General features: G+C 66.5%; 12 protein-coding genes and 3 pseudogenes. 8 read left to right on the top strand and 7 right to left on the bottom strand.

Annotated elements, in window-relative coordinates:
* Window positions 1-23: 23 nt before the first annotated feature.
* From QFZ82_RS01525 to QFZ82_RS01505, 5 genes and pseudogenes are all read left to right on the top strand, one after another.
* Window positions 24-1,273: pseudogene (locus QFZ82_RS01525) on the top strand (helix-turn-helix domain-containing protein); the annotation flags it as partial.
* A 4-nt stretch (window positions 1,274-1,277) separates the two neighbouring features.
* Window positions 1,278-1,492 (top strand): annotated as a pseudogene (locus QFZ82_RS01520) (IS110 family transposase); the annotation flags it as partial.
* Between the two features lie 432 nt (window positions 1,493-1,924).
* Window positions 1,925-2,467, top strand: a complete 543-nt coding sequence (locus tag QFZ82_RS01515) for a winged helix-turn-helix domain-containing protein (RefSeq protein ID WP_307711287.1) — start codon at window positions 1,925-1,927, stop codon at window positions 2,465-2,467.
* Window positions 2,452-2,994 carry a transposase gene (locus QFZ82_RS01510; RefSeq protein WP_307711288.1) on the top strand — a complete coding sequence of 181 codons (543 nt, stop codon included), beginning with the start codon at window positions 2,452-2,454 and terminating at the stop codon, window positions 2,992-2,994. Before QFZ82_RS01515 ends, QFZ82_RS01510 begins: the two co-directional genes overlap by 16 nt.
* A gap of 170 nt (window positions 2,995-3,164) precedes the next feature.
* Window positions 3,165-4,154 (top strand): FAD-dependent thymidylate synthase, encoded by a 990-nt coding sequence (locus tag QFZ82_RS01505; RefSeq protein ID WP_307711398.1) that lies wholly within the window; start codon window positions 3,165-3,167, stop codon window positions 4,152-4,154.
* A gap of 596 nt (window positions 4,155-4,750) precedes the next feature.
* On the opposite strand, the gene QFZ82_RS01500 is transcribed toward QFZ82_RS01505, so the two are convergent.
* The 7 genes and pseudogenes from QFZ82_RS01500 to QFZ82_RS39620 form a co-directional block, all read right to left on the bottom strand.
* Window positions 4,751-4,960, bottom strand: coding sequence for a hypothetical protein (locus QFZ82_RS01500; protein WP_307711397.1), 210 nt, complete (start codon window positions 4,958-4,960; stop codon window positions 4,751-4,753).
* Window positions 4,961-5,707: 747 nt separating this feature from the next.
* Window positions 5,708-6,154: a Fe-S cluster assembly sulfur transfer protein SufU gene (gene sufU / locus QFZ82_RS01495; protein ID WP_307711396.1), complete on the bottom strand. Its 447-nt coding sequence runs from the start codon at window positions 6,152-6,154 to the stop codon at window positions 5,708-5,710.
* Window positions 6,145-7,476 carry an aminotransferase class V-fold PLP-dependent enzyme gene (locus QFZ82_RS01490; protein ID WP_307711395.1) on the bottom strand — a complete coding sequence of 444 codons (1,332 nt, stop codon included), beginning with the start codon at window positions 7,474-7,476 and terminating at the stop codon, window positions 6,145-6,147. Before QFZ82_RS01490 ends, sufU begins: the two co-directional genes overlap by 10 nt.
* The gene (locus QFZ82_RS01485) at window positions 7,473-8,096 is read right to left on the bottom strand and encodes a hypothetical protein (RefSeq protein ID WP_307711394.1); all 624 of its coding nucleotides are present in this window, start codon (window positions 8,094-8,096) and stop codon (window positions 7,473-7,475) included. The genes QFZ82_RS01490 and QFZ82_RS01485 overlap by 4 nt, the downstream gene beginning before the upstream one ends.
* Before the next feature lie 1,192 nt (window positions 8,097-9,288).
* Window positions 9,289-10,541, bottom strand: a protein-coding gene (locus tag QFZ82_RS01480) for an IS3 family transposase (RefSeq protein ID WP_307711262.1) whose coding sequence is annotated in 2 segments (ribosomal slippage) — window positions 9,289-10,259 and window positions 10,259-10,541 — 1,254 coding nt in all. Because the reading frame shifts where the segments join, the coding sequence is not laid out codon by codon here.
* 381 nt (window positions 10,542-10,922) lie between these two features.
* Complete coding sequence (locus tag QFZ82_RS01475; protein ID WP_307711393.1) at window positions 10,923-12,437, bottom strand: GMC family oxidoreductase; 1,515 nt, start codon at window positions 12,435-12,437, stop codon at window positions 10,923-10,925.
* A 206-nt stretch (window positions 12,438-12,643) separates the two neighbouring features.
* A pseudogene (locus tag QFZ82_RS39620) lies at window positions 12,644-12,798 on the bottom strand (IS30 family transposase); the annotation flags it as partial.
* Between the two features lie 808 nt (window positions 12,799-13,606).
* On the opposite strand from QFZ82_RS39620, the gene QFZ82_RS01465 reads away from it, so the two are divergent.
* The 3 genes from QFZ82_RS01465 (at window position 13,607) to QFZ82_RS01455 (ending at window position 17,759) form a co-directional block, all read left to right on the top strand.
* On the top strand, window positions 13,607-14,983 hold the full coding sequence (locus QFZ82_RS01465) for an IS1380 family transposase (protein ID WP_307711392.1): 1,377 nt from the start codon (window positions 13,607-13,609) through the stop codon (window positions 14,981-14,983).
* Between the two features lie 198 nt (window positions 14,984-15,181).
* Window positions 15,182-15,999 (top strand): IS5 family transposase gene (locus QFZ82_RS01460; RefSeq protein WP_373429203.1). Its coding sequence is split into 2 segments (ribosomal slippage): window positions 15,182-15,515 and window positions 15,515-15,999, totalling 819 coding nucleotides; the frame shifts between segments, so codons are not numbered across the junction.
* A 269-nt stretch (window positions 16,000-16,268) separates the two neighbouring features.
* Entirely contained in the window at window positions 16,269-17,759 is a 1,491-nt protein-coding gene (locus QFZ82_RS01455; RefSeq protein ID WP_307711391.1) for an IS1182 family transposase, read from the top strand.
* Window positions 17,760-17,825: the final 66 nt, after the last annotated feature.

Raw genomic sequence — 17,825 nt, 5'->3', positions numbered from 1 at the left:
GGGCGTGAGCGGGGAGGTCTCTCATATCTGAGTTGTTCAACGCGGTCGATGCCCTCATCGCCGCGCACGCGCCCCTTCCGCCCCCTGAGGAGCGGGAGCGGTTGCGCAAGGCGCACGGCCTGACGCAAGAACAGGTCGCCGCGGCGCTGAACGTCCGCCGCGCTACCGTGGTGAGTTGGGAGAACGGCAGGACGGAGCCGCGTCCGCCGCAGCGCGAGGCCTATGCCCGGCTACTGGACAAGCTTGCCGAGCTCTACCCCACCACGCCCGCATCGCCCGCACAGGACTCGGCGATGCCGGGGACGTGTACCCGCCCCGCCGCGCCCCCACCGCGTACAGCCGAACCCGCCTCCTGGCCTATGCCCAGTCCGGCACCGCAGGCTTCGGCTGCGACCGCCGAATACCCCACCGACCAGCGTCCCGTCGGCTTGTCCAGTGCGGCGGCCACCGCGAAACCCACTCCGCCCCCAGCGGCCTTCGACCCACGCTTCGCGAACGGTCCGCTTGCCGTCGTAGATGTCACGGACGGGCAGCTGTTGGCGTACTGCGTCAGCGGCCTCGTCCTGGACGTTCCCGCCAAGTCCATTGCTGCCCTGCTCGACTGGACACTGAACGAGGCGAAGCTGGGTGCGCCCCGGTTGAGCCGCAACGGCAAGGACGCCGACCCACTCATCGTCCTCACGCCTGCCGCGTGCGAACGCTACGGTCTGCCCGTCCAGCTCAGCGACGAGGAATGCCTGTCGGGACGGCTGTCGGAGGGCAGCGAGATCATCAAGCAGCTCGCGCGGGCGCAGTGGCAGCTCACCCGGCGCGGATTCGACCCATGGGCCCGCATCTACCGGCCCGCGCAGGGTGGCAAGTGCGCATGCGTCCAGCTGTGCATCCCGTCGTGGAACGCGCTCGATGCCCGTAGCTGGGGCAACGCCGGACAGTTACCGGCGGCCGAACTCGCCCAACTGCTCGGCACCTACGCGACCCGGGAGATGACCCCGCGTGGATCGACGGCCGTCACCGGCTTGGAGCTGATGACCGCATTGCGCCCACCCACGCGGGCGAGTGAACCAGACGCCGATGGTGGGCGGCACGGCGTGCAGTCCACCGGCTCCCTCGGGAAGGAGCCGGTGGACTGCACGCCGTGCGAGGCGCCCGACGGTCACCCCCTATCGCCGACCTGCCCTGCTTCCATCAGCAGACCTCAGCCGAGGTGCTGATGGAGGAGGCGTACGACTGCGCCGGCCCGCTTACCGACGACGAGTGCGCCAAGCGATACGTGTAGCGCCGTCACCTGGCTCCTCGAACGCCACAGCTCCCCGCAGGCCTTCGCACAGCAGGCCGCCGCAGACTCGTCGAGGTCATCCGTCCCAGGGCCCGCGCATGACCGAGCGGCTGGTCGACGACATTTTCGAGGCGCTCGACGAGCAGACAGTCGCGGTCCCCGGGGACCGGCACCCTCGATGTGATCGTGCCGTCCCTTGCCAAGTCGCTGGCCGCCTCAGCCAGCGGCGAAGGCAGACAGCAGGGTGACTGTTCGCAGCTCCAGGAGGAATTGTCAAGAACTGTGGATGGGGTCTCATCATGGTTGTCTGTAGCATCAGCGCGTGCCGGAGATATGGATCGGTCACGACGTCGCTGCCCGGCGTAGGAACTGGTGGTGGACCGGGTCTTGACGTTGCTTTTTGCGGGCATGGCAGTGGCGACGGAGGCGACAGCCACGACGGGCCGCTGGTGGTGGGCTGGCGTCGTCGGTGCCCTTTGGCTGGCTTCGCTCATCTACATGATCAACTGCGGATATGGCCGAACGCTCCTCGCGCCGAGCAATGCTCAAGACCTGTGGGTCAACCTCGAGTTGCACGCGAACTCAGGTTGAACTCGCAGCGTCGCCTTGGGTGGTGACGGTTCGTGATCCTCGCGCTATTGCTGGATCGTGAGGTACGCGGCGGCGGGCGGGTACACGCCCAAGGAGCAGGCCCGTCGGGAACGGCTGCGGTTGGAAGTCGCTGAGCGGTTCGCGGTGGGCGAGTCGAGTGCGCGGATCGCGCGGGAGCTGCGGGTCACGCGGCGCTCGGTGGAGCGCTGGCGGGCGGCGTGGAAGCGGGGTGGTGCGGAGGCGCTGTGCTCGGCGGGGCCGGTGTCGCGGGAGCGGCTGAGCGAGCGGCAGTGGACGAAGGTGGCTGCGCTGCTGGACGCCGGGCCTGGTGTGTGCGGCTTCGAGGACGACCAGCGCTGGACGCTGGCGCGGGTCGCCGACCTGATCGGCCGGACGTGCCATGTCAGTTACACCCTGACCGGGGTGAGCAAGCTGCTTGACCGGCACGGTTACTCCTGGCAGGTCCCGGTACGCCGCGCGGCGGCACGTGATGAGGAGGAGATCACGCGCTGGCGCGAGGAGACCTGGCCCGAGGTGGAAAGACCGCCGGCGAGGTCGGCGCCTACATCTGCTTCGCCGACGAGTTGGGGCAGGGGCTGAGCCCGCCGCGAGGCAGGACTTGGGCCAGACGCGGGGCTCGCCCGCAGGTCAAGGTGCATGTACGCAAGCGCGGGCGGGTCAACGTGCTCGGCGCTGCCTGCTACCGCCCCGGCGACAACCGGCCGCGCTTCGCCTGCCGGCTGCACACCTGGCACGGCCGCAAGACGGAGACCAAGAGCTTCACTCCGGACGAGTACCGGCGGCTTCCTGACCGCGCTGCATCATCAGCTGCACGCCCCGTCGTGCTGGTGTGGGACAACGTCTCCACCCACAAGACGCCGGAGCTCACCGCGTGGGCCGCGCTCCAGAGGTGGCTGCGGGTGTTCTACTTGCCCAGGTATACACCCGAGCTGAACGCCGTCGAGTGGATTTGGTCCTGGCTCAAGCGGAGCATCGTCAACTTCCCGCTCGCCGGCATCGACGACCTCGAAGCGCTCGTCCGCAGCCGACTCAAGCAGATCCAGTACCGGCCCGACGCGATCACCGGCTGCCTCACCGACACCGGACTGATCATGAAGCCGCCATGATCCATCACGGCGACGCTACGGGTTCAACCTGAGTGTGCCTGTCCTTTGACATGTGTCTGACATGGGACGATATATTAGTGTGGAAGCTCGCTGGCCCTCGGAAAGTCTCGTACAGAAACGCGGCAGCAGCGTACAACTCCGTGAAGTGAGCGGGACTAAGGAGAACGCCGATGAAGACAAACCCGGCCAAAGAGACATCCTGCTGCTACAGAGTGCAAATATTGCGTGACTCGCTATCGCCCAGCGGTAATCGACTCACGACAATGGAGGTCACGTTCCCTCGGTTCTTGCTGGCCCAAGTCAACACGCATCGTGTGTTCAGTCGGAATTCTGCCAGCTCACGCGCGATTCCCACCGCGAAGCTCCTTCGCCAGGTTCTCACTTCCCCCTATGTACCTGAAGAGTTCGGCACGAACAAGCCCGGCATGCAGGCGGGGCCGGCGTTGGGGGGTGAGGGGCAGGCGTGCGCGCGCGACGAGTGGTTGCGCGCCCGTGACCGCATGGTCGTCCAGGCTCTGAGACTGGTCATCGGCCCGGCTCACGTCGATCACTATGTTGCCGTCGACGCTCCGGACTCCGAGACTCTTCTGAAATTCGTCGAGTTGACCGAGGAACAGATGAGGAGCGGGAGCATGCCCGATGACTTTCTTGGCGTGCACAAGCAACTAGCGAACAGGCTTCTGGAGCCCTTTCTGTGGCACACCGCCATCATCACGGCCACCGAGTGGAGTAACTTCTTCGCGCTGCGTTGTCATCCGGACGCCCAACCGGAGTTTCAGCGCATCGCGAAGATGATGAAGGCGGGTTACGAGCAATCCGTTCCCAGCCGGTGTGATTGGGATCAATGGCATGCTCCCCTGGTGACCGAGGACGAGATCCACGGTGATCCCTACGTCCAGGCGAACCTCAGGAAGGTCTCGGTAGCCCGCTGTGCCAGGGTCAGTTACCTTACACATTACGGAGTTCGCGATCCGGAGGCGGACGTCCGACTTCACGATCGGCTCGCGGCCGATGGTCACCTGTCCCCGTTCGAACACGTCGCACGTCCCATGACTGCGCGTGAATCATCGGCCCGTCCCCGGAGCGGAAACTTCCGAGGATGGCATCAATACCGCAAGGACATTCCCCATGAGGGCGACTTCTCGCAGATGGTGAAGTAGCGACGGAGACAGCGAAAGGAGCGCCACCGTCGACCTCACCGGGTTGCGCTGCTCCGGCCAATGCCCACGTCAGGTGCGCAGGTAAACATTCAGCCGGTGCGCGCTCGGTGATGGATTCGGGCATGTGGTGATGGCCGGTGACCGTGGGGGGCACCGGCTGGCGGGGTGTCAGGCGCGGTTGCGGGTGGGAGCCGGGTGGTGCCGGTGAACGCTTGCCGGAGCGCGGTGAGGGGGTTGACCGCGTGTTTGGCGGCGGTGGAGAGACGCCGCGGATCAGGTAGAGGTCCTTGGCCCGCTCCGGGTCGGTGAGCCGGCCGGAGGTGTTCTCCTGGATCTTCGAGGGCCGCAGATCACGTTCTGCCTGGTTGGAGGTGGGTGGTATGCGTTGGTCGGTGGTGAAGCGCAGGGAGTCGTCCTCGCGCTAGTGAAAGGCCTCCGGCAGCAGGCGGGTCTTGCGGGCGCCGGGCGGCGTCGATACGGGCGGTCGCGGCGAGGGCCGATGCGGACGGCGGCGCGCAGTCCGCGCACGGTGAGGCTCTTGATCCGGTCGGGCAGGAAGATCTCGCCGCGTGTGCGGGCCTGGTTGGCGCGGTGGATCAGCTCGCGCAGTTCGTCGGCGAGCTGGACGGGCCAGGTGTCGTCGGGGTAGAGCTCGGCCGCTGAGGTGAGGTCGCGCAGCACGTGGCCAGGCACAGCTGGTGGTTCAGGCCGCCCAGTTGGGTGCTGTCGTAGGTCTGGTAGCGGTCATGGACGGCGACCGCGCCGGGTTCGACATCGGCCAGCACCGTCTGCCGGAAGGTGCGCATCGAGCGGTCGCCGAGCAGGAAGTGGGTGTACAGGTCGGTGCAGGCTGCTAGACGTCATTGAAAATGCCTATGAGTGCGGCAGTTTGGGCATCTTCATGCCGACAAGATCGGTAAGCGTGCCTGCCGACGAAGAGGTGCAGATTGGGGCAGCACCTTGCCGACGGAGGGCATGCGTAAGGCCCTCTCTGTATCTCTTGGCCGAGCGCCGGGAGGGCGTGATGCCGCTGGCGGGCCGGTGACGGTGCGTCCTCGGCGGACGAGGTGTGTGGGCTGTGGCTTGTCGCATGTGCTCCTTCCGGTGTTCGCGCTGGTCAGACGGGCGGATCTGGACGAGGTGATCGGGTCGGCCCTGGCGGCGAAGGCGGCGGGTGCGGGCGCCAGGGCGATCGCTGAGAGTCTCGGCCGCCCGGTTGAGGGGCTGGCTGCGCAGGTTCGCCTCCCGGGCGGAGGAGGTCCGGCGGTTCTTCACGGTGTTGCTGGTCGATGCCGGGGTTAACCCGGCTGTCGGCATTTTCAGCGTCGCTCAACACCCTCTCGGCGTCGGTCAAGCCGCCGCTCTGCGCGTACCTAACGGTCACATCAGTACAGCGCAGAAGGCTCAGCGCTTAGCGAAGCTACCCGACATCACCCAATCAAGTCCAGTAGCAGCCTTGGGGTGACCTCGATGACCAGCTCGGCGTCCTGACGCAGCCGGGCAGGATCGGGGCGAGCCCGGGGTGACACACCCGCGTCGCCCGGGGTACCCGGTCACCCAGCGTCGCCCAGGGCCTTCCGCAGCGCGACCCAGCTCAGCAGCGCGCACTTTACGCGTGCCGGGTACCGCGCGACGTCACGGAATGCGACGGCTTCGGCCAGCCGAGGAGGCCAAGGCTCGGCGTCCGCCACCGGCTGTCTCAGCAGCGAAGCGAATTCCGTGTGCAGTTTGTCCGCCTCGCGCACCGAACGGCCGATGGCGAGATCGGTCATGACCGAGACGGCTGCCTGGCTGACCGAACAGCCCTGCACGCCATACGAGATGTCGTCAACGATGGCCGTTTCGCCGTTCCCGGTCAGCCTGACCCGTAGCGTGATGTCATCCCCGCACATCGGGTTGAAGTGCCGGACCTCGACGTCGTACGGGTCCCGCAGGCCCCTGTGGTGCGGGTCCCGGTAGTGGGCGAGGATGATCGCCTGGTGTTCCGCAGTCAGAAGCATGCCGCCCTCCCGACGCGGCCGAAGACCCTCTGTGCTCCCTCGATGCCTTCCGCCAATGCCTCGATCTCCTGCGGGCGGTTGTAGAGGTAGAAGCTGGCCCGCACGCTGGCGGGCACGCCCAATCGCCGGTGCAGCGGCCAGGCGCAGTGATGTCCGACCCGGACCGCCATGCCCCGCGCGTCGAGGATCTGGCCGACGTCGTGCGGGTGCACCCCGTCGACGACGAACGACACGAGGCCGCTCCGGTCCTCGGTGGTGGCGGGTCCCAGGATGTGCACTCCCTCGATGCCGCCCAGGGCGGTGAGCGCCGTGCGGGTCAGCAGCCGCTCATGGGCAGTGATGCGATCCATGCCGACCGTGGACAGGTAGTTCACGGCCGCAGCCAGACCGACCGCCTGGGAGACCGCGGGAACGCCCGGTTCGAACCGCTGGGGCGGCGGGGCGTAGGTGGACTCCGCCATCTCCACCAGTTCGATCATCGATCCGCCGGTCAGGAACGGCGGCATGGCCTCCAACAGTTCGCGCCGCCCGTACAGGACGCCGATACCAGAGGGGCCGAGCATCTTGTGCCCGCTGAAGACCGCGAAGTCCACGCCGCAGTTGTGGAGGTCGATAGCGGCGTGTGGCACGGACTGGCAGGCGTCGAGCAGAGTGAGTGCTCCGACCTCGGTGGCCCTGGCGACGATCTGATGCACCGGGTTGACGGTACCGAGCACGTTCGACTGATGGGTGAAGGCCACCAGCCGGGTGCGCGGGGTGATGACCTCGTCCAGGCGGGACAGGTCGAGCCTGCCTTCGTCGGTGAGGCCGATCCAGCGCAGCGTCGCCCCCGTGCGCCGGCACAGCTCCTGCCAAGGCACCAGGTTGGCGTGGTGTTCCATCTCGGTCACCACGATGGTGTCCGCAGGGCCGATACGGAAAAGCGCGGCCTCGGCGCCGGATGTCGCGGCATTGCTCATCGCGTAGGCGACGAGGTTGACGCCCTCGGTGGCGCTCTTGGTGAACACCACCTCACCTGGGTCGGCGCCGATGAAGGACGCGATCCGGGCGCGGGCCCCCTCGTACGCGGCCGTGGCCTCCTCGGAGAGCTGGTGCGCTCCCCGGTGGGCGGCCGCACAGGAGGTCCGGAGGAACGCCTGCTCGGCCTCGAGGACCTGGACCGGGCGCTGGGCCGTGGCCCCCGAGTCCAGGTAGACCAGCGGCTGTTCCTTCCCGACTGTGCGGTGCAGGACCGGGAAGTCGGAGCGAATCTGCTCCGGGTCCAGGACCGGGCCAGCCTCCGCGCCTGTACCGGACCCGGACCTGCCGAAGAAGGCGGTCATACGACGGCGCCCTCGGCAGAGCCGGCGGCCGCCAGGTCGGCGATCACCTTGTTCGTCGTCTGCAGGCACAGGCCGCGGGCGCACACGGTGACGCTGTCGCTGTCCGCTTCCTCCGCGATGTTCAGGAACTTCGGGTTGAAGCTCTCGATGCGCTTGGTGCGGACACCCTCCGCGTAGTCGGCGGGCGGGGTCCAGCACAGGTCCTTGTAGGAGTCGGTGTGCTCGGGTATCAGCGTGGAGTCGTCGAGCTCCAGCACCGCCCCGAACATCAGCAGCGGCTCGAAGAGCGGCTCGGGCGACTCCGGGTCGGCGGTGGGGCGGTCCGCGACGTAGCAGAAACCGGCTCCGACCATCGAGAACCGGCAGCTTCCCAGCGGCTTCTCCCGGGAAGCGGACTCCATGGCGCGGCCGCCGCCGAGCTTACGGGCGAGCAGGTCGCCCACGAGGTAGGACAGTTCGGACGACGGGTCCGGCACCGGGGTCCGCGGGGCCGACTCGGGAAAGCGCGCCATGGTCCGCAGGTCGTCCGCGCGCAGTTCGGTGAAGTGGATCGGTGCCGTCTTTACGGCGGAGTCGGCGATGCTCTCGAAATAACATCGCGCGAAGCTAAGTGGCAGCATGCTCGTCGGCGTGCTGATGACGTTGGGGTGCGTCGGGTTGGTGTCCGCGCGGCGGGTACCAGTCAAAACCCGTCGCCCTTCGAGCGTGTTGGCCATGACCGTGACCTGTAGGACGGGCTGCCACAGTGTACCCGGCTCCAGACACTGCCCCAGAGTGGCCGGACCACGCGACCGGAAGCCCGCCAGGGCGCCGTCGAGTTCCTCTGTCCCATAGAGCTTTGCCACCAGTGATCACCTTTCTCGTTTATCCGGTGCTTACAAACATCAAGGTTGTGAAAGTCAGTTGCTCTGGTTGCATTTCAGAGAGCCTTGGCGGGGCTGGCAGCGACTTCCTCGGCGATGTTTAGACCATGTCCTACGCGGTGAGGCGGATAAGTCGCTTGTAGCAACAGAGGGCCGCGGCGAGTCCGAGAAAAGCCAGGGAGTTGCGGGGGGGGGGGGGGGGGGGGGGGGGGGGGGGGGGGGGGGGGGGGGGGGGGGGGGCGTTCGTAGCGCGGGCTGAGCCGGCGGACTCGATCGCTCGTTTGCCGGCTTCCACGGCCAGGTCAGAGGTGGCCATTCCCTTGTCGACGAGGTATCGCTGCTCAATACCGGTACGAGTGCGGATCCATTCATCGGATTTATTCAAGACCGTGGTGAGGTTCTTGTTCGATACCACTCATGGTGGCACCCAAGCTCCGAGGCCACACAGGACTGCGGCCTTGCCTTCCATGGCCGACCCCCTTATGGACAAGCTGACGCGAGGGCACTATCCGGGTCCGGACCGGATCCGAGGCACCCGTAACGCGGAAACGTATCGTCGCCAGGGTGTAGGTCTGCTGACTCTGCATCAGGATCAGGAAGAGCCCGTCGCTTGTCAGCATCGTTGGAGATTGTGTGCCCCTTCGGCCATCGCGGACCTGCCCCAGCGGGCAGCAGTTGCGCTTCTCGGGGTTGTAATGGTGGGCATGGCACGAGGAGCTCCGAGTCCGGCTGATCTGCACGTGGTGCGTGAACTTGCTGCGTGAGATTTGAATGGTGACGACAAGCCAGCTGGAGAGCTGGCGGCGGGCGGGGTTGTTGCCGCGGCATCGGCGGCGGGACTCGGGCGTGGCCGGGGGTCGGTGGTGGACGCGGTCGACCCGGTGGTGGTGGAGAGCGCGGCCGCGCTGGCGCGGCATCTTCGTGAACCGTTCCGGGTTCGGTAGAGATCTCAGTTGTTGGTTGTGACCTGGGGTTTTGTGGTTGCCCGGTAGTGGTTGTTCTCGTATTCAACGGGCGGGACGTGGCCTATCTCACCGTGGAGTCGTCGGTGGTTGTACCAGTCGACGTACTCGGCGGTGGCGAGCTCGACGTCGGACAGCGTCTTCCACGGCCGTCGGGGCTTGATCAGCTCGGTCTTGAACAGCCCGATCGTGCTCTCCATCAGGGCATTGTCGTAGGCGTCGCCGACCGAGCCGATCGAGGCGGCGATACCGGCGGCGTCCAGGTGCTCGGCGAGCCGGAAACTCGTGTATTGCGACCCGGCATCGGAGTGATGGATCAACTCACCTGGCTGGACTGGATGTTGATCACGGTCGCGCTGCCAGATCGCCATCTCCAGGGCGTCCAGCACGAAGACCGTCTCCTTCACGGTGGCGGCCGACCAGCCGACGATCCGGCGGGAGAAGGTGTCCACGACGAAGGCGACGTAGACGACGCCGGCCCACGTTCTGACATGGGTGAAGTCCGCGACCCAGCAGCGGTTCGGGGCGCCGGCGACGAAGTTGCGGTCCACGAGGTCGGGAGCCCGCCCGGCCTGGCCGCCGGGAAGCGTGGTGATCACGCGTTTGCCGCGGACCGCGCCGGTGATGCCGAGCTCGCGCATCAGGCGTTCGACGGTGCAGCGGGCCACGGCCTGGCCCTGCCGGTTCAGCTCCCGCCAGATCTTCCTCGCCCCGTAGACGCGGTAGTTGGCGTCGTAGACGTGCTGGATCAGTTCCTTCAGCTCGCCGTCCCGCACGGTCCTGGCGGACGGCGCGGTCCGGCGTCTGCGGTGGGCATAGTAGGTGGAGGAGGCGATCCTGCAGTCGTGCATCGTCAGCACGCGGCAGATCGGCTCGACGCCGCCGAAGCGGTCCTTGTGCTCGTCGATGAACGCTACGAGCGTGTGTGTGGCCGGTCGAGCTCGGCCGCGAAGAAAGACGCCGCGGCTTTGAGGATCTCGTTCGCCCGCTTGAGCTCGGCGTTCTCCTTCTTCAGCCGCTTCAGCTCGGCGGACTCCTCCGTCGTCGTCCCCGGCCGGGTCCCAGCGTCGATCTGGTCCTGCCGTACCCACTTCCGCAGGGTCTCGGTCGTGCCGATGCCCAGCTTCTGGGCGACCGCTTTCATAGCGGCCCACTCGGTGTCGTACTCCGGCCGCACCTCGGCGACCATCCGCACCGCCCGACGGCGCAGCTCAAGCGGGTACTGGGAAGGACGTGCCATGACTCGATCCTCTCAAATGATCGAGTCCCTACCGAACCCGGAACGGTTCACTTCGATGCAAGGCCGACCGGTTGGGATTCCAGAACGCAACCAGTTGAATATGTGGCGGTCGTCGTCGTAGAAACCGTACTTGCGTTGTCCGGGGTGCCGGGGCCAGGGGTACTTGCAGCTTGCGTTGAGCACGGCGCGGGTGAGGTTGAGACCAGCACCGGGGATTTTGGGCTCCAGGTGGGTCGCCGGAAGGCCGCGCAGTGCAGTACGTGAGCCAGGTCGGTCTGGAAAGGATTGGTGTACAGCGCTTCTACTTGGCGCCCTTCAGCGGCGTATCGGGTGTGTCTTGAGGCATCCAGGCAATCGACTTCCCGGGCGTGGCCAATTCAACTATGAGAATGCTTGTGCCGCGAGTTCGGCGAGCGCGATGCAGGTGAGGTTAGTGTTTGCGCGGACGATTGTCGGTATGATCGACGCATCGACAATGGACAGCCCGTTGATTCCATAAACCTGGCACCGATTGTCGACGACAGCGACCGGGTCACTGTCTGGGCCCATTTTGGCCGTTCCGGTGGGATGGAAATGGGTGATGGCAACGGCGCGAATGTAGGCGTCGAGTTGGGTGTCGGTGGCGATGGTATCGGGGTGCTCGGGCGTGATGAATCGATTGTGCCGGTCGTTGAGTGGGCTAGTCGATGCGATCTCGATGGCGAGCCGGACGGCTGCGCGCATGATGGCCAGATCGGCGGGATCTTCAAAGTAGTTCAACTCGATACGCGGTGGTGCGAGCGGTGCGGTGGAGGTCAGCGTTACGCGGCCAGCGGAGCGGGCGTTGAGCAGGTCACAGGAGATGCGGAACGGCATGGCATCCGCATTGGTAACGGGTGCTGCGGGAATTGCGTAGACGCTCAGCTGGGCATCGATCCGGTGATCGGAACTGGTGAGGTTGCCTCGCAGCAGCATCTGTGGAGTGAGCACAGTGGAATCGAAACCACCTGGGATGTTCAGTAGATCCACGCCACAGGCTGGATGATCATGCAGGTTACGCCCGACCCCGGGTAGATCTACCGCGGGGACGATGCCGAGGTGGCGTAGCTCGGCTGCTGGCCCGATGCCGGACCGCAGCAGGATGGCCGGCGTACCAATCGCTCCGGCACATATCGTGACCCGATCGGCATCGATGATGCTGGCATTGCCGTGTGTGATGATTTCGACACCAACGGCCCGACCGTTGCGAACCACCACGCGGCTGACCGTGCACTGCGGCATGATGTGCAGGTTGTCGCGATGCCGGGCAGGATCCACGTAGGCGCCGGCGGTGGACACGCGGCGGGTGCCATGCAGGTTCACTGGTGCCGGCCCGACACCGGCCGCGCCCGGCTCGTTGTGATCAGCCACCGGCTCAAACCCCAGCTTTACGCACGTCTGCTCGAATGCCAAACCGGGACCACTGATTTCGGCGTTGGGCCAGCGTCTGATCGGAATCGGGCCATCATGGCCGTGATACGGGCCGTCGAAATCGGTGTCGTCCTCCATTGCGATGAACGTCGCTAGGAACTCCTTCCACCCCCAACCCGGATTCCCCTGGTCGGCCCACTCATAGTAGTCCTCCGGTTCACCACGCACCGCGACACACGCGTTGATGGCTGAGCTCCCGCCGACTGCACGGCCTGATGGAAAAGGTATATCGCGCGCAGCGGTCGCCTGCGCACGGTAGCCCCATATGTGCTTGGCCAGGTTGATTGATGTTCCGGCTTCGATCTCGGTGGGCAGGCCGCGTCCATGCGGATAATCCGGCCCTGCTTCGATGAGTAGCACCTGGCGCTGTGGTTCCTGCGACAAGCGCGCAGCCAGTACAGCACCAGAGGACCCGGCACCAACGACGATGTGATCGAATCTCTGCACGCTGTCTCCTCTCAACGCTCATGATCAGCAGGCCGTATACGTGACAGCTGCCCAGTCTGAAACATTGGCTATCTCTATCGCCAAATTCAAAATTCGCTACAATTGAGATTTGATAGCCGAGAAATACGTAAAGCGGGGGTGGAATCAAGTGATAATGGCAACATGTGGCTCGCCGCTAGATCGTTGAGCACTGCTATTCGCTTACGCCAGTTCAACGTCTCGCGCGGCCTGCCATTCAGCTGCGCTGCCACTCTATCGAGTTCCTCCCGAAAGGCAAGAGAAGTCCGCGCCTTTCGGGAAATGCTGGGGAGTACAGTAGTCCGTTGGTGTTCTCGTTGCTGCAGCGTTGCCACGGCGAGTGAAGACGCGACGGTCAACCCGTACATGAATCCTCCGCATGCCGCGGCTATGTCGAAGGCGGGTACATTGACGAGCCCGAGCCGTGTGGCGCCCTCGGGCGCTGTTCCCGGGCAAAGGCGGTCCGGTGACGTGGTCGCGAGCACGACCGCTCCGATGGGCGGGGGGGCCGGCGGACTCGATCGCTCGTTTGCCGGCTTCCACGGCCAGGTCAGAGGTGGCCATTCCCTTGTCGACGAGGTATCGCTGCTCAATACCGGTACGAGTGCGGATCCATTCATCGGATTTATTCAAGACCGTGGTGAGGTTCTTGTTCGATACCACTCATGGTGGCACCCAAGCTCCGAGGCCACACAGGACTGCGGCCTTGCCTTCCATGGCCGACCCCCTTATGGACAAGCTGACGCGAGGGCACTATCCGGGTCCGGACCGGATCCGAGGCACCCGTAACGCGGAAACGTATCGTCGCCAGGGTGTAGGTCTGCTGACTCCGCATCAGGATCAGGAAGAGCCCGTCGCTTGTCAGCATCGTTGGAGATTGTGTGCCCCTTCGGCCATCGCGGACCTGCCCCAGCGGGCAGCAGTTGCGCTTCTCGGGGTTGTAATGGTGGGCATGGCACGAGGAGCTCCGAGTCCGGCTGATCTGCACGTGGTGCGTGAACTTGCTGCGTGAGATTTGAGAGGGCGTTAGCCTCGCGCTTTCACGAGGCAGGGCGTCCGGTGGGTGATCAGAAACGCGAAGAGTGCTCCTGACCTGCAACGATGGGACTTGTCTAGTGTCCAGGTCGTCGCATGAAAGAAGCACTCTCCAGGTGAAGAAGCGTATCGGGTCCTACCCGCGTGTCCGCGTCGAGGGCGGTGGCCGCGGGGTGGTGTCCCAGGCCGGTGGTGTGCTGCTGGTGGAGACGATCCGCAAGTCCGGTCTGGATCAGGCGATATCGGCGGCGCTTGAGCCGTGGCGAAGGCCGCGGGCGGTGCATGATCCGGGCAAGGTCCTGCTGGATGTGGCGCTCGCGGTCGCGCTGGGTGGGGACTGCCTGGCAGACGTCGGTCTGCTGCGGGCCGAACCGGCCATGTTCGGGCCGGTGGCCTCCGATCCGACGGTATCCCGGCTGATCGACACGCTGGCAGCGGGTGGGAAGCGTGCTCTGACCGCACTGCGGCAGGCCCGCTCTCAAGTCCGTGAATGTGTGTGGACGTTGGCCGGTGACGCGGCGCCGGACGTGTCCGGGCAGGTGGTCGTGGACCTGGACGGGGTGCTGGTGATCGCGCATTCCGAGAAGCAGGATGCGGCCGCGACCTGGAAAAAGACGTTCGGGCACCATCCGCTGATGGGGTTCGTCGACCACGGCCGGGGCGGGTCCGGGGAGCCGGTGGCCGGGCTGCTGCGGCCCGGGAACGCGGGCAGCAACACCGCTGCGGACCACATCGAAGCCGCCAGGATCGCCCTGAAGCAGCTGCCGAAGAAGTACCGGCGCGGACGGCGGACGCTGATCCGCACCGACTCGGGCGGCGGCACCCACGAGTTCGTGGACTGGCTTTCCGCGCGCGGCCGGTGGCTGTCCTACTCGGTCGGCATGACCATCACCGATGCCATCCACCAGGCCGTCGGGAAGGTCCCGGCGTCGGCCTGGACGCCGGCCGTCGAGCCCGACGGCGAGATCCGCGACGGTGCCTGGGTCGCCGAACTCGACGGCGACTGCCTGACCGGCTGGCCCAAGGAGATGCGGCTGATCGTGCGGAAGGAACGCCCGCACCCCGGCGCCCAACTGCGCTTCACCGACGCCGACGGCATGCGCCTGACCTGCTTCGCCACCAACACCAAGCATGCTCCGATCGCCGCGCTCGAACTGCGGCACCGCCAGCGCGCGAGGGCCGAGGACCGCATCCGCGCCGCCCGCGCCACCGGCCTGCGCAATTTGCCCCTGCACGACACCGCGCAGAACCAGATCTGGCTGGAGATCGTCCAGATCGCCCTCGACCTGCTCGCCTGGATGCCCATGCTCGCCCTCACCGGACAAGCTGGCCGGTGGGAGCCCCGCCGCCTGCGGCTGCGGCTGTTCTCCGTGGCCGCTCAGCTCGTCACCACCGGACGCCGCCGCATCCTCCGCCTCGCCAAGCACTGGCCCTGGGCTGGTGTGATCACCGACGCCCTGCAACGGCTCGCGGCCCTGCCGAACCCCGGCTGACCAGCAACTTCCCGTCCCCACGAGCAACACCACCCGACCGGAGCCGTGGAACCCGGCGCCCACCCGACGCGACAGCCGGGCCACCAGCCTGCCCACCTGCAGAAATCTCCGCTCCGAACGAGCCGAAAGAGTCCTTCAGCAAGCTGACGGACCCTCATGCAAGATCGAGGTTAGGTGGATGCGGCATGATGCTTTGCCATGGTTGTTGGTTTGTCGCAGCGGTTGGTTCCTGACGAACTCTGGTCGCTCGTCGCACCGTTGTTGCCTTCGTTTACTTCCCGTCCGCAGGGTGGAGGCACGGCCCCGGTCGATGAGCGAGCAGCGTTCACGGCTGTGGTGTACGTGCTGACCAGCGGCTGTGCCTGGCGCCATCTGCCGGAGACTTTCGGTGTCTCGCCGGCCACCGCGCACCGCCGGTTCTCCGCTTGGACCAAGGACAGGCTGTGGCGGCGGCTGCATCGGGCCGTTCTGGACGAACTCGGGGCCCGTGGTGAGGTGGACTGGACCTCGGCGATCGTGGACGCGGCCTCGGTCCGTGCGAAAAAGGGGGATCGCTGACCGGGCGCAATCCGGTCGACCGGGGCAAGAAGGGCAGCAAGCTCCACGTACTGTCCGACGCGCAAGGCTTACCCCTCGCTCTTGGCGTCTCTGGCGCGAACGTTCATGACAGCCAGGCGCTGCTGCCGCTGGTCCTGGGCATACCCGCCATCCGCTCGAGGCGCGGTCCCCGTAGACGCCGCCCCGGCAGGCTCCGTGCCGACAAGGCGTACCACTCCGCCGAGAGGCTGAAGTGGCTGCGCGAGCGGGGCATCGTCCCGCGCATCGCCAGGCCCGGCATCGAGTCCAGCGAGCGTCTCGGCCGGCACCGCTGGAAGATCGAACGGTCGATCTCCTGGCTCTTCGGCTACCGCCGCCTGACCGTCCGATACGAGCGAAAGGGCAGCCACTTCCTGGCCTTCCTCGGACTCGCGGCGGCCCTGACCTGCTACAAGAAGCTCGCAAAACTCACCACGTGAGACATCCTCTTAGGGAGACTGTCGATGGGCCGCCGAACCGCCGAGATCACCGTCGCCGTCAACTTGTCGAACCACAACTCAGCTTGACTCTGTCGGGGATCTTGGGGATCCCCGGCGGGGCAGCGTGATCAACGGGCATGCTCGGCTCTGTTCAAGGACCGATGCAGTTGTCGAGGTGCCCGTTGTCGCTCCACGCCCGCTCTGGTGAGCAAGTTCCTTCTCTGACCGTGCAGATGGCGCGGGCGAGCAACCCGGGCGGTACAACGGCGATGTGGGTCAGAGACCACCTGGGCGGGCTGTGGCGGGACGAGGACTTCGCCGACTGGTACCCGCGCGATGGCCGCCCGGGGCTTTCGCCCGCCCAGCTGGCCACCGTCTGCGTGCTGCAGTTCCTGCTCGGTCTGTCGGACCGGCAGGCGGCCGAGGCGGTCCGCTGCCGTATCGATTTCAAGTACGCGCTGGCCATGGAACTGGACGATCCCGGCTTCCACCACAGCGTGCTGGCCGACTTCCGTGAGCGTCTCACCGAGGGCGGCCGAGCCGACCGTCTCCTCGACCTCGCGCTCGAGCGCCTGAAGAAGGCCGGTCTCGTCCGCGAGCGCACCACCCAGCGCACGGACTCCACCCACGTCCTGGCCGCGGTGCGCGACCTGACCCGGCTGGAACTGGTCACCGAGGCCGTCCGCGCCGCGCTGGAAGAGCTGGCCGGCACAGCTCCGCACCTGCTGGCCGGCCTGGTGGACGAGGAGTGGGGGCGCCGCTACGGCCGTCCGGTCCGTCTGGGCAAGAACCCCACCCGCCCCAAGACCAGGATCCTTGCCACAGGCGGCGACGCCGTCCGCCTGCTGGAGCACGTCGGGGAGCATGAGGCGGATCGCCTGTCCGGTCCCCGGGTCCAGGCCCTGCGGCAGATCATGGTGCAGAACTACTACCGCGACGGGGCCGGCCGCCTGCGCTGGCGCACCGCCGAGGACAGCGGCCTGCCGCCCTCGGCCGTCGCGGTCGTCTCGCCCTGCGACCCGACGGCCCGCTACGCGCGCCGCGGACACGTCACCCGTTGGAAAGGGTTCGTCGCACATCTCACTGAGACCTGTGATCCCGACGGCGTCAACGTGATCACAGATGTGGCCACCACCGACGCCACCGGCTACGACGCGAAGGCGCTGCCCGGCATTCACACCCGGCTCAAGCACCGCGGGCTGCTGCCCGCCGAGCATCTGGTCGACGGCGGCTACACCTCCCTGGTCCATCTGGAACAGGCAGCCCGCGAACACCAGGTCACGGTCACCGGACCGCTACCGGTCAACTCCACCCGCCAGCACCGCAAGAACGACGGCTTCGGCCGCGACGACTTCCACATCGACTTCGACCGCCAGCAGGTCACCTGCCCGCAGGGCGAGACCAGCGCGGGATGGCACGGCCCCTATCCGACCTCCTCACCCACCGCGGCACCTCTGATCGTGGCACGGTTCACCAAGAGCCAGTGCCGTCCCTGCCCGGTCCGCACCCGCTGCACGACCACCACTGACAGCGCCCGAACCGTGGGCTTTCCTCCGCGAGAACTCCGTGACCTGCAACTCCGAGTCCGCGCCGAGCAACAGACACCCGAATGGCAGGCCCGCTATGCGGTCCGCTCCGGAGTGGAAGGCACGATCAACGAGCTCGCTCACGGACACGGCATGCGCCGCTGCCGCTACCGGGGACAGCAGAAAGCCCACCTACAACACGTGCTAACCTCGCCGTTTCGGTTGGGGCGGTGAGGCGTCGCTGAGGGGCAACTGTCGGGTGACCGATGCGATTTCGGTGTTCGGACATGGCGGAGTCCC

It is taken from the genome of Streptomyces sp. V4I23 (genome assembly GCF_030817975.1).
In the GTDB taxonomy this organism is placed as follows: Bacteria; Actinomycetota; Actinomycetes; order Streptomycetales; family Streptomycetaceae; genus Streptomyces.
Note: the sequence above shows the minus strand (reverse complement) of the source record. Positions and strands in the feature narration are given on the sequence as shown.